Origin of the sequence: Candidatus Photodesmus katoptron Akat1 (assembly GCF_000478685.1) — a bacterium.
Lineage (GTDB): Bacteria > Pseudomonadota > Gammaproteobacteria > Enterobacterales > Vibrionaceae > Vibrio > Vibrio anomalopis.
Genome location: NZ_AMSD01000001.1, coordinates 41,937 through 55,144 on the forward strand (window position 1 = coordinate 41,937; position 13,208 = coordinate 55,144).

The 13,208-nt window shown below is 30.0% G+C and carries 8 protein-coding genes; 3 read left to right on the forward strand and 5 right to left on the reverse strand.

Annotation, left to right across the window (positions count from 1 at the left end):
* Positions 1–98 precede the first annotated feature (98 nt).
* Together O1U_RS00195 and O1U_RS00200 are read right to left on the reverse strand one after the other, a co-directional pair.
* The gene (locus tag O1U_RS00195) at positions 99–560 is read right to left on the reverse strand and encodes a hypothetical protein (RefSeq protein ID WP_040356488.1); all 462 of its coding nucleotides are present in this window, start codon (positions 558–560) and stop codon (positions 99–101) included.
* A gap of 5 nt (positions 561–565) precedes the next feature.
* A complete protein-coding gene (locus O1U_RS00200) occupies positions 566–2,680 on the reverse strand; it encodes an LruC domain-containing protein (RefSeq protein ID WP_016503400.1) in 2,115 nt (704 codons plus the stop codon).
* 205 nt (positions 2,681–2,885) lie between these two features.
* On the opposite strand from O1U_RS00200, the gene folE reads away from it, so the two are divergent.
* From folE to fabA, 3 genes are all read left to right on the forward strand, one after another.
* Positions 2,886–3,569 carry a GTP cyclohydrolase I FolE gene (folE, locus tag O1U_RS00205; protein ID WP_016503401.1) on the forward strand — a complete coding sequence of 228 codons (684 nt, stop codon included), beginning with the start codon at positions 2,886–2,888 and terminating at the stop codon, positions 3,567–3,569.
* A gap of 109 nt (positions 3,570–3,678) precedes the next feature.
* Positions 3,679–4,005, forward strand: a complete 327-nt coding sequence (locus O1U_RS00210; RefSeq protein ID WP_016503402.1) for a TusE/DsrC/DsvC family sulfur relay protein — start codon at positions 3,679–3,681, stop codon at positions 4,003–4,005.
* A gap of 638 nt (positions 4,006–4,643) precedes the next feature.
* Positions 4,644–5,162 (forward strand): bifunctional 3-hydroxydecanoyl-ACP dehydratase/trans-2-decenoyl-ACP isomerase, encoded by a 519-nt coding sequence (fabA, locus tag O1U_RS00215; RefSeq protein WP_016503403.1) that lies wholly within the window; start codon positions 4,644–4,646, stop codon positions 5,160–5,162.
* 51 nt (positions 5,163–5,213) lie between these two features.
* Here fabA and O1U_RS00220 read toward each other — a convergent pair whose 3' ends face one another.
* The 3 genes from O1U_RS00220 to O1U_RS00230 form a co-directional block, all read right to left on the reverse strand.
* Complete coding sequence (locus tag O1U_RS00220; protein ID WP_051348143.1) at positions 5,214–6,872, reverse strand: DUF3466 family protein; 1,659 nt, start codon at positions 6,870–6,872, stop codon at positions 5,214–5,216.
* A gap of 96 nt (positions 6,873–6,968) precedes the next feature.
* Positions 6,969–7,979, reverse strand: a complete 1,011-nt coding sequence (pyrD, locus tag O1U_RS00225; protein ID WP_034411426.1) for a quinone-dependent dihydroorotate dehydrogenase — start codon at positions 7,977–7,979, stop codon at positions 6,969–6,971.
* A 40-nt stretch (positions 7,980–8,019) separates the two neighbouring features.
* Positions 8,020–12,876: an NAD-glutamate dehydrogenase gene (locus O1U_RS00230; RefSeq protein WP_016503406.1), complete on the reverse strand. Its 4,857-nt coding sequence runs from the start codon at positions 12,874–12,876 to the stop codon at positions 8,020–8,022.
* Positions 12,877–13,208: the final 332 nt, after the last annotated feature.

Here is a 13,208-nt window from a genome sequence, read left to right on the forward strand (position 1 = left end):
TTAAATTCAAGGCTAAGGAATTGACTGACTAGCAGTTATCAACTGATATATTGCCAATGTAGCATAACATTACGTTTGTATTTGTTTTTTTATAATATTTACCATATCCAGCTATTTTCTAGCGGAGTAAATTGGTGCTGAATTGGATCTTTTCCATCATAAAACCATATTTCTGCTAATGTATTGGCTTGTATATCATTTACGTAAAAATTTAATGTTGCTTTCCCATTATCTAACGGAGTAGAAAGTATTCTGCTATTTAAATCGGGTATATAATTTCCATTATCATTTATTGAAAACCTGCTGTAAATCGAAAGATGAGCTTTTTCAGTTGAATAAGTGCTAATATCAACAATAACTTCTTTTTCTATAATTGAATTATAATTAAAATCATTAGGTACGACAAGATCAGACATTTTTCTTAGTTTTTCTTCAGAGTTATATGAATCCGAAGACGGTGACAAAGATTCCTTTGTTTGAGTATAGTTATATTCGTCATTACTATTGCAAGCTGTAATAAATATTATTAATGTTAATATAATGATCCTTTTTATATTCATAACTATTAATTTTCCTGATTGTAAATCTTATCAGCAATTGCATTAATTTCCAAATGCCAGTTCTGTTTTTCTTGACCAGCTGATTCAGCATATCTAGCAAAATCAGGATAAGCAGTAATCAGATCAACTCGTTCTTGAGGCCACTTCCATTCATTTGTTACCATTAGAGCCCAAGGTAAATTACCAGTCGTTTTAAAGTACCTATTTTCATTAGGATTGCTACTATCAAGGCCAACAGTAAATAAATTAAGCCAATCAAATTGTTCAGTAGGTGCTTGGTCAGCAAGATGTACTTCCCATTTTCTTCCTGGTTGAAAGGTAATTTCTTCACCATGATAGCGGTTTGGTGTTGCAAAAATAAATGGATCATAAGGCATATCTATTAATGTAGATGTATCAGAGTCTTCTTTAGTAAAAATATTTAATTCAAATGAAAAATTAATTAATTCTTGACAGTTTTGTTGAGTACGAAAATATTCACACTGTTTAGGAATAAGCTGAGACATATCATTGGATATTATAAAAATTGCTTCATTGGATATTGTTTCTAATCCATTAGATGCTTGTATTATACCATTGTGTTTCATTGATGTAAGTGAATTATCAATATCTGTTCGATTAAGACCTGAAAGTCGGATTCCAAAACCATTATGATAACCAGCTCCATATGCAGCTAGGTATCCTTGTATTATTATATGATTTATTTTTTTATTCTTTAATGATTCAGTTACACGGTAACGAACTACAAGATCATTCATATCATAATCTGCTTTATGAGGCCAATTATCTTCAAATGCAACAGTGATATAGCCAGATTCATTTGGGTAGTAGCGTACAGCAATCCCATTTTCTGTAATAAGAATTTGATGATCCTCTACTTCACCTTTTTGTGCTCCTCCAAAAAAATCAATATTGGTTTGATCACTGAATCGAAAACGACTCCAAGTAGAACCAATATTTGCATGGTTTGGTACTGGCAATCGTAAAATGTTACTGCCTGATACAAGTTGAAGATCTGAAAATATTTTTTCTTCTAGATCTTGAAAATCTCCATCTTGATTCCAGTCTAACCATGCAGAAAGATAACCGGATCTTGATGCTTGGATAGAAACTAAGGTATCCATACCAGGTTCAATAGCAGTGATAAAAATAATACCATCTTCATCTTTTTGGTTTAGTTTATTGTCATCTAAAGGAGTAAGTAATCCATCTTTTTCACCATCTGGTGGTATTGAACCAAGATAAAAGGAAGAACTAATACCATGACGAGGACCATTAGAATCTAAAAGTGTAGAATAACTATTAGGAGCATCGCCAAAATCAATATTTGAATTTGATTTAACAATAGGTGCATTAGCACAACGAGCACCGTCATTTTGACTAGAATATGGTCCATAAGAGAATATTTCAGCTTGAATTGATTCATTATTTAGATTATCGTAATCCGATAGATTGATTCGAAAAATATTACCATCAGAATTTCTAGAAATATAATAATTGCCATTAGAATCAAAATAACCTGCGCCGAATGTTCCTGTTACTCCAATATTACCAATATAGTTTTCTCCACCAGTTTGAGTATCTAGTTGATATAAACCGCCAGTATTGTTATCTACACCATATAATTTTCCGTTAACAGGATGAAAAGCAAAATCTGTTAAGGCTATGGTAGCTACACTGGTAATTTTTTCGAGAACTAAAGTTGCCATTGGATTCTCATCTAAAGGATCTAATTTAATTTGAAATAATCCTTTATTTTGGTGATATAAATATAAAGTATGATTATAAACATCACCAACATAGAATATATGAGATGGAAGTCCTATTACTGTTAAGGCTTCTACTTGAAAATTTTTTCCTAATCGTACAACTCGAAGGTTCATTGTATCATAACCATAAATATACCGATCTTGGTAGTTAAAACCAATAGCATTAATATTGGCATTTACTCCAGTATTTGTTTCAAGCACATTTGTTTTACCAGTTGCTAAATTAACACCGTATACTTGGACAGGATCTCCTTGAAATAAGTATGCTTCGCTAGCACAAGTATCAAATGGTGAAGAAAATATATCATTTGCGAATAATATTATAATAATGAAAAGAATTGACCTATACATAAAATACCTTATCTAAAGAGGAATTAATTTACAAAGTTAGTGCCAGTAAATTATTATCTAAATTAGTAAACTTAATAGGTAAAATTAAGTGTATTTTGCAAATGGCAATTTGTAAAAAAAATCCATATATATTTAGTATAATATATTTGCTTGCTAAGGGCAGTATAGAAAAAAGAAACTGTATATCACCAAGGGGGTTCTGTAGGTGGAAAAAAGTAAAACATTATTAGACCTTAGCCGAGCAGCTAAGTTAGTAAAAAATGCGTTAGAATCTAGCGGGCTAGAAACACCAATGTCTCTTGATCAGTTGAACTTGAATTATAAAGTAAAAAAAGAAAAGATTGAGTATCATATTCGTGAAGTTCTTGGCCTTTTAGGATTAAATTTGATGGACGACAGTTTAAAGGATACTCCATTCCGTGTTGCATCAATGTATATGGATGAAGTGTTTTCTGGTCTGTATTACCAAAATTTTCCTAAAATTACTCTGATTGAGAATAAAATGAATATTACTGAAATGGTTTTTATAAAAAATATTAGTTTAACTAGTACTTGCGAACATCATTTCATCACTATAGATGGAAAAGCAGCTATAGGATACGTTCCAAAAAGGAAAATTATTGGTCTTTCTAAGATAAATCGTATTGTGCATTTTTTCTCAAAAAGGCCTCAGGTTCAAGAACGTATGACAGAACAAATTTTACTTGCATTGCAAACTTTGTTAGAGTCCAGTGATGTCGCAGTTGTTATTGATGCTGTTCATTATTGTGTAAAATCTCGTGGAATTGTAGATGTTACAAGCGAGACAAGTACAACTGCACTTGGGGGCATTTTCAAGAAAAGTAAATCTGCTCGTCAAGAATTTTTTAATAAATCTAGTACGAAATAAAATCTAGAGCACATTATATATATTATGTTAATACTTATCTGATATATCAAAATTGATGGATATTTATTAATTCTTTTTACTTATTAATATTAGAGATATAATATTTTTTATGAAATACAATGGTAAATTAGTTCGTACTGATTTAGAGGGGTTTTTACTTGATTACAAGCAATGGGATATCGGTATGGTTATAATCTTAGCTAAAGAAGAAAATATTGAACTTACTGATGAACATATGGAAGTTATTTATTTTATTAGAGAATTTTATAAAAAGTTTAACATTTCCCCTACAATGAGAATTCTTGTGAAAGCTATTGAAAAGGTTCATGGTAAAACAAAAGGGAATAGTAAGTATCTATTTAAATTATTTAAAAAAGGTCCAGCTCAGCAAGCAGCTAAGCTAGCAGGTCTTCCTAAACCTTCTAGATGCTTGTAATATAAAAAGATAATGTATTTATTATCTCTAATAAACCACTTTTTAGTTCATTTTGAATATTAAAGCAAAATTAGTTTTTTGTTTTCAGATAATTCAAATAAAACATATTCTATGTGTATCAGATAATGTAAGATCTAGTTTATTTGATAAGAAAGTTTCCTTTCCATACTGAATAATCAATGTCAAGTGATTTTTTCTTAGTTTCGTAATGTTTATTATTAAAGTAACATTTTCGTTGAGCTCGTGTCGCCTAATCCATTTTACTTTTTTAAGCTAAAAGACATACGCTTATCAATCCAATTTAGTAAGAATATTGGATTAAAAAATTTATCAATAGTACTAGTGACTTTATCAGTATAAGTATGCTTAGTAATATTTTCTACTAAATTCCATTTATTTTTAATTTAAATAGGACCATTTAGATTCTAGTTTTTTAAAATTTTTTATTTCATATTTAACATGTTTAACATAAAGTTATGGTGTAATTTTTTATCAAAATTTTTATCAAAAAAACAGAATAAAATTGCATTAATAATATTAAAATGCTTTTTAAGCATCTTGGATAATTACTGATCGGAGTTGTTAAGATCGTCCTCATTAACTAACATGCAATCTAAAGAAAATTGGAGTGATTGATAATGCAAAATAAACCTGATTCGTATAGCCGTAATGATCTATTAGATTCTAGCCAAGGCAAGTTATTTGGTTTTGGTTATCCACAATTACCAGCACCAAGCATGCTGATGATAGATAGAGTAACTAAAATTTCTGAAACTTTAGGTGATTTTGGCAAAGGTTTAATATTAGCTGAACTCGATATTACTCCAGACCTTTGGTTTTTTGATTGCCACTTCCTTGATGATCCTGTAATGCCTGGTTGTCTTGGTCTCGATGCGATGTGGCAACTTGTTGGATTCTTTCTTGGATGGATTGGAGGAAAAGGTAAAGGGCGCGCACTAGGTGTTGGTGAAGTTAAGTTTTTAAGCCAAATACTGCCAACTTCAAAAAAAGTAGTTTATGAAATTCATATCAGACGTTCAGTAAAACGTAGATTAGTTATGGGATTAGCTGATGGTCGAGTTTTAGTTGATGGAAAAGAAATTTACTTAGCTAAAGGTCTTAAAGTAGGTTTATTTCAAGATACTTCATCTTTTTAATTTAAAAGTAAAGCAACAAATAAAACAGGTTTTGGTTTTGATCTTTTAAGATTATTTTTTTCTTATTTTTCTTATAAGAAAAATAAATGGGTAGAGCAATGCTAACCATACCAAACTGCCAGCATGTTGTCTTTCAAATGTTTGTATTTCGTCCCATGCACGAGTTTTTATATCTATCTGATTTGTGTTATGAATAGGTATTAATTTAACTGCTACAATGCGTTCTGTTCCGTCACAATGTGAATTATGAGTATAATTATCATATTCTTTTGGATTGTTATTTAAATCAGTACATTTAATTGCTGTACCTGAGATAACTCCTGCATCATTAATATCAGTTGCGTCTAAGATACGATAAAAATTATTTGATGAAGAAGTACCATTAGGTGTATTTAAAGTGTCGCCATAAGTTAAATCATCAAGGAAATAAGCTCGATCATTAAAGATAGATGAACGGATACTATTGGTTCCATTTCCCTGATATGGATAAATAAACGCACGTTTTCGTCTTGGTTTTCCATCTTTTTCTCTTATATTTTCCATATCTAACTGACCAACAATTTCATTATAGTTATTAATAGAACCTACCTTACCTCCTGCTCCATCAAAAAAAATACCACCGGATAAAAAAATAGCATATGGCTCTAAAGCTGAAGCATCATCGATAACAAAAATTCGATTACTAGCTGAACCTTTGTATGGTTTACTGCCTGATCGCTTTGCTGTTCCTATAATAACTAAGTTATTGTTAATGGATTTCGCTACTGAATTACTGTAAATTAATTCACCATTAATTTTAGATTGAGTGTTTTTAATGAGAATAGACAACCAATTACTTGGAGTATCGTAATTTTCAACAGAAGTTTTAAATACAGTAGCATTATAATAGTTGTTTTGTTCGTATGAATTGAAGCCAACACCATAAATATAGCCATCGCTAATAACAATATCTCTCATACTTCCTTGGGCAAGAAACTCATTGCTATTTTCAGTATTGCTTGGCCAATTCAATTCAATTGGCTCTTCTCCATTTTTCCAAATAGCAGCTTTTGAAGTATAATGTACCCCATTTATATTAGATTTTTCACGAGAAATGCTACCAACAGCATAAGTATTTGTATTATCGATTGCCCATGCTCGTCCTTCTTTCCAATCTTTTAATGAGGTATTATTTTTTGGATAAATAGGAGATACTATTCGATTACGAGTTTTTCCTATGATACTTTGATTGCCAATAGGTTTAGCTGAGCTTGTTAATCCGTTAATAACATTGTTTAACTCATTAGGAAAAGCATCAACATGATACTCTACAAATGCCAATGCATTGGAGATTGTGCTACCTTCTAATTCTTTCTTTCTTGCGATCCAGTGTTTATTAGCCCAAGAAGAACACGTAGCGTATAAGAGTTCTTGATAACAATAATTTTCAAAGTCTACATCTTTTTGAATATATTTAAATGATCGATCCATAGAAAACGGTGATTCTTCACGATAATTATAGGCATCAATATGGATTCTTGTTTCGCCTGCTAATGGAAAATCTAGAGATTCGCAATAAGTACCAAAGCAGCCTAGTGCACCTCCTTTAAAACTGGGTAAAATGGCAACACCACGAGTTTGAGTATACTTTCCTAAATTAGATATTTCACTAGGAACTATAACCTCAACAACTTTATATAGTGCTGCGTTAACACTTACTGTCCAAATCATAATGAAAGTTATGTTTGCTGTTTTAAATAATTTATTCTGAAAAATCAATTTTAGAACCTTCGTATAACGATTTGCTTGTGATATAAAGAAAAATTTTTAAAGATTTTTTATAATTTCTTTTAATAATTTAGGTCCATAATATATAAAACCGGAATAAATCTGAATTAATGTAGCTCCTGAAATCAATTTTTCTCTTGCAGAAATACAAGAATCAACTCCACCTACTCCAATAATTGGGATATCATTACCAAGTTCTTTATGTAAATGAAGAACTATTTTTGTACTAGATGTTTGAATAGGTTTACCACTTAGTCCACCTATTTCATTAGCATATTTCATCCTATTAACAACAGTTTTATCAAGAGTGGTATTTGTAGCAATAACTCCATCAATATTGTTTTTTATTAATGATTGGCAAATTTTACTAATTTCATGAGGATTAAGATCTGGTGAAATTTTAATAGTTAAAGGTACGTACTTTGCATGTTTTTTTAGTAATTCTTTCTGCTTAATCTTCAAAACAGTAAGTAGATTATTTAAAGATTCACCATATTGAAGAGAACGAAGTTTTTCTGTATTAGGAGATGATATATTAATTGTAATATAATCGGCATATTCATATACTTTTTCCATGCAAATTAAGTAATCTTTTTCTGATTTTTCGATTGGTGTGCCTTCATTTTTTCCAATATTAACTCCAAGTACAAAAGAAAATTTAGCAGATTTAATATTTTCTACAAGATGATCGACACCAAGGTTATTAAATCCCATTCTATTTATCATCCCTTGGGCCTCAATGAGTCTAAATAGACGGGGTTTATCATTGCCAAATTGTGGTCTCGGAGTAACAGTTCCTACTTCAACAAATCCAAATCCCATTGCATCCAGAGCTTCTAAACATTCTCCATTTTTATCAAATCCTGCAGCTAAACCAACAGGATTTCTAAAATTTAATCCCATACATTTAATAGGACGATGAGGTAGGCGTTGACGATAAATCCAGTCAAGTGGGGTACCACCAAAATACTTAAGGATTTGAATAATTAGATTATGTGTTTTTTCAGGATCAAAAAGAAACATTAAATCTCTAACTATACGATTCATCATATCTCCAAAACAATATATTAAAAATATGTAGCATATTTATTTAATTTTTAGTACAAATTAAATTTAATAGCATTAATTCTCTTAGTGCGACGGAAAATTTAGCAAATTCATGTACCGAACCTACTTTAAATTCGTTTAAAACATTTTTCCAACGATTTAAAGAAAGTTTATTAGTTTCCAGCCATTTATCTAAAGTTCTTATTGCATCAAAATTTTCAATCTCAGATTTACATTTACAACTTAATACTTGTCGAGTTAACTGTCGTTGTTGCCAATTTAAGTCTTCACGAAATGCTGCTTTAGCTAGATCTTGCCAATTATTATCAACCGCTTGATTATTTATTTGTTTTAAAAACCAATGCAATGAAAGTTTATTGCCTAGGTAATAGTATAATTTAGCAGTTTGCTGAATATCCGTCCCTTTTTGTCTAGCAATTGTTGATATGTCAAGTACAGAATATAAACTAGATAAACGAGCGATATAATTAGCCAGTTTCTCAGAAATCCCTTTCTCTATCCAAAGTTTTGCCGTGATATTATGTTCATCAACCTCATGAGCTACAAGTATCTTGTCAAGATTTTTAGTAATTATTTGAATATCAACCTGGTATAGCGAAATTATTTCTTTTACTGATTTTTCCCCTCCTGCATGATTTCTTAATAACCAACGAGATAAACCGCGCAATGTCCTCCTTATGTAGGATATAATATCGTATTGAGTTTTAGTATTTGCAATATTATCTAACTGTCGTATTTCTTTTAATGCTAGACCTAAGTTATATATTTCTCTTGCAGCAACGTATGAATTAGTTATATCAGCAATATTTGCTCCGGTTTCTTCTTGAAGACGTGTTACAAAATTATACCCCATTTCATTAACCATCTGATTAGCAAGAACAGTTGAAATTATCTCTGAACGAAGTGGATGTTTCTTTAGACATGAAGAATATTTGTATCCTAACTTCATTGGAAAGTAAATTAATAATTTTTCGGAGTGAAATTGATCATTGATAATATTTTTATGCACTAGTTTATTCTTTAGAATCATTTTGCTATATGCAATTAAAATAGATAATTCTGGTTTTGTTAAAGACATTCCTTGTTTTGCTCGTTCTAGCAAAGTTTCATCATCAGGAATATTTTCTAAAGTTCGATCCAAATATCCCGATCTTTCCATAACATGAATAAACCTAATTTGTTCTTTTATTGATGAAATACCTTGATACTCAGTGACTGAAATTGATTCTGATTGACAATAAGCATCATTTAACACAATTTTATTTACTTCACTTTCCATAGAAGATAGAATATTGTTTCTTTGTTTTATGGTAAGATCACCATTTTGCATAAGAGAATTCAATAGAATTTTAATATTTACTTCATTATCTGAGCAAGCTACACCACTTACATTATCAACAAAATCAGTATTTACTTGACCGCCAAGAAGTGCATATTCAATTCGTCCAAGTTGAGTCATGCCCAAATTGCCACCTTCAGCAACAACTTTAGCTTTTAAGTTACAGGCATCAATACGTAACATATCATTAGAATGATCTCCTACATCTATATGTTTTTCGTTAGATGCTTTAACATACGTTCCTACTCCACCATTCCAAAGAAGATCTGCCTTCATAGATAGAATTGATTTAATCAGCTCATTAGATGACATAGAAATCTTTTTAGTACTTAACATGTTTTGCATTTCTTTTGTTAAAAAGATAGATTTAGAATACCTTGAGAAAATTCCACCACCTTTAGAAAGTATATTAGGATTATAATCTTTCCAACTAGAATTAGAAATATTGAATAAACGATTTCGTTCTTTCCAGCTAGCATTCGGTTCTGGATTAGGGTCTATAAATATATCCGTATGATTGAATGCAGCTTGTAAAAGAATATGTTTAGATAGAAGCATGCCATTACCAAACACATCGCCTCCCATATCACCTATACCTATAGCAGTAAAGTATTTAGTTTGATAATTTATACCAATTTCTCGAAAATGACGTTTAACTGATTCCCAGACCCCTTTAGCTGTGATTCCAATAGATTTATGGTCGTAACCATTAGAACCACCAGATGCAAATGCATCACCAAGCCAAAAATTGTATTGTTTTGATAAAGAATTAGCTAAATCAGAAAAACTTGAAGTTCCTTTATCAGCTGCTACTACTAAGTATGGATCATCTGAATCATAACAAACTACATTTTTTGGAGTTACTGTTTTTCCTTCAATAATGTTATCAGTAATATCTAGCAATGCTTTAATAAAACGTTTATAGCAATGTTGAGCTTCTTTAAAAATCTCATTGCTAGATAATAACATATGTTGTTTTTTACAAATAAAACCACCTTTTGCTCCAACAGGAACAATCACAGTATTTTTAACTTGTTGAGCTTTTAGTAACCCAAGTATTTCTGTACGAAAATCCTCTTGGCGATCTGACCAACGTACTCCTCCACGCGCAATTTTCCCTCCACGCAAATGTACACCTTCCATATCTGATGCATAAACAAAAATTTCAAATTCAGGAATTGGTTTTGGAATATCAGCAATTTTATTTGGTTTGATTTTTAATGACAACCAAGCTTTAGATTTATTATATTCATCTTTTTGGTAATAGTTTGTACGAAGCGTAGCAAGGATTATTTCTATATATCGCCGAATAATTCGATCATCATCTAAATTATCTATATGCCTAAGATGTTTTTTGAGATCTTTGAGAAGGTATTCTGGATTGCTATTTAATTTTGGATCAAATCTCATTATAAAAAGGTTTATTAGATTTTTGGCTACTTCAGGATAATGATTCAATGTATCTTCAATGTATTGAAGACTAAATGGAAAGCCAACTTGACGCATGTAAGAGGCGTAAGCACGTAAAATAGAAATTTCTCTTACAGATAAAGAAGCATTTAAAATTAATCTGTTAAAACCATCATTTTCTGAATTACCAGATAAAATTTCAGAAAAAGCTTGTTGAAAACGTTCTTTAGCTGAGTGGAAGTCTATAATGTTTTCGCTGTTATGTAACATTAAAAAATCTAAAATCCAATATTTTTTTCTTCCTATTTTTCTTCCTAATTTAGAAACTTCATAAGGAGACTCTCTAATTACCCTTAAATTTAAATTTTCTAGCATAGGCATTACATCAGATAAGTGAATTAGATGGTTTTGATGATATAATTTTAAACGTACTATTTTTGACTCTGCCCTTATCTCCTGTGGTCTATAAAGAAGCATTTCAAATTTATTTTTATCATTTAGTTTTTCTAAATGTTCTATATCTATTACTGCAGAACCTGGCATTACACTTTCTTTGTATGAACGAGGAAAGATTTTCATATATTTTTTAGAAAGTGATAGTCCTTTACTTTCTCCAAAATTCATTATAATAGCCTTTGATAGTCTATCATCCCAAGTGGAAGATACTTCAATTAGATTTTGTTCTATTTTTTTAATATCTAAGTTTATATTATTATTATCAACACGAATAATATAATGAGTTCTAGCTAAAGATCTTTCTGAGAAATACGTTGTAAATTCAACTTCTTTTGTAGAATTAAAATATTCTTGAAAAATACATTGCATCTGTCGACGTAGCTCTGTATTATACCGTTCCTTAGTAATATATACCATGCAACTGAAAAACCGACCAAATGGGTCTTTACGGATAAAAAGACGCAGTAAATCGCGTTCTTTCATATGTAAAACACCCATAGCTATTTCTAATAATTCGTTTTCTTTTGCTTGAAGTAGTTCATCGCGAGGATAATTTTCTAAAATATTATGTAATGCTTTATATGAATATGAATATGAAGCTTTACGGTGACCACTAGATTTAAGAATGCGAATAACTTTTTGCTTAACAAGAGGAATATTATTAATACTTTGATTATAAACAGCAGAAGTATAAAGGCCAGTAAATCGATGTTCACCTATCACTTTTCCTTTATCATTAAATTTTTTTATACCAATATAATCGGTATATGCTGGACGGTGAATTTGAGATTGTGAACTTCCTTTTGTTAAAATTAGAAAAAATGGTTGTTTAGCTTTAAGATAAGCTGAATCGGGAAAATCAGTTAATTTTACCCCTCTAATATATCGTTCATATGTAAATAGACCTAATCCTTTTTCATCAGTTGGTTTTAGTTCAGTCTCATCATCAATAGTTGCAAGATCATATTCTTTGTAACCCATAAAAGTAAAATTATCGTCACCTAACCAATGTAAAAACTGTACTACATCATCATAGTATATATCTTTAATGGGGAAAGTATTTTTTTTAATTTCAATTTCATTGATTATTTGTTTTAATTTTTTAAGCATTAACGCCCAGTCTTTTACAATTAAATTGACGTCTTTTAGTATTCTATGTAATTCATTTTTAAGTGATATGATTTTTTCATCATCATTTAGACGATTGATTTCTATATGAAATAAGGATTGAAACCGACCATATCCTTCATTTATATCAACAATGTCCCCTTTTTCATCTTTTTTAAGTTGAATTGGTCCATGAAGCATAAGGTAAGCAGATAAATCTAAACGATTTAGGGTCATTTTAATTGAATCAAATAAAAATGGAGTATCTGGCATAACCATTTCAATAATAGTATGTATAGATTGCCACCCTTGTCTGTTTACTGTCGGATTAAAGACTTTTACTGAAATTTTCTCTGTTTTATTTTCATTAATATGATTCCATAAACTAATAATAGCTCCATATAAATCATATTCATTTCGATCTATCAAATCATCTTGAGCAATATTATTAAGTAGATGCTGGGCTAATTTTATTACTAAATTTTGGGTAATAGAAGGCAATTTCGTTCTAATAATCTTATATATTTTTTTAAGTAAAGTCGGAGTTAAAGTTTTACTATACATCATAATTAAAACTCCATAATCTATGTTTGAAATTTTATTCTAAAATAGCCTAAAAGTAAGCCAAGTTTCAATGGAGATATTTATTTAGATAAGTTTATTTCAAAAAATAATAAAAATGTAAAAAAAAGAACTTTTATATTTTTAGATTAAATATTTATCTTGAAGTAAGATTTATTGTTTATCTGATTGCATAATTAGATATTCAATGCTAATCATTAGTGTTATTTTATTATTGTAGTTGCTTTATTTTTAATATTAGACTATTTCATTAATTAAACTGTCTAAGGACATCTATTAAAAATTCTAGTCGGACATATTTCATTTAATTAAATATA

Coding starts and splice junctions, on each gene's coding strand:
- fabA (WP_016503403.1), top strand. CDS start 4,644: ATGCAAAATAAACCTGATTCGTATAGCCGTAATGATCTATTAGATTCT.
- O1U_RS00200 (WP_016503400.1), bottom strand. CDS start 2,680: ATGTATAGGTCAATTCTTTTCATTATTATAATATTATTCGCAAATGAT.
- O1U_RS00210 (WP_016503402.1), top strand. CDS start 3,679: ATGAAATACAATGGTAAATTAGTTCGTACTGATTTAGAGGGGTTTTTA.
- O1U_RS00195 (WP_040356488.1), bottom strand. CDS start 560: ATGAATATAAAAAGGATCATTATATTAACATTAATAATATTTATTACA.
- O1U_RS00230 (WP_016503406.1), bottom strand. CDS start 12,876: ATGATGTATAGTAAAACTTTAACTCCGACTTTACTTAAAAAAATATAT.
- pyrD (WP_034411426.1), bottom strand. CDS start 7,979: ATGATGAATCGTATAGTTAGAGATTTAATGTTTCTTTTTGATCCTGAA.
- O1U_RS00220 (WP_051348143.1), bottom strand. CDS start 6,872: ATGATTTGGACAGTAAGTGTTAACGCAGCACTATATAAAGTTGTTGAG.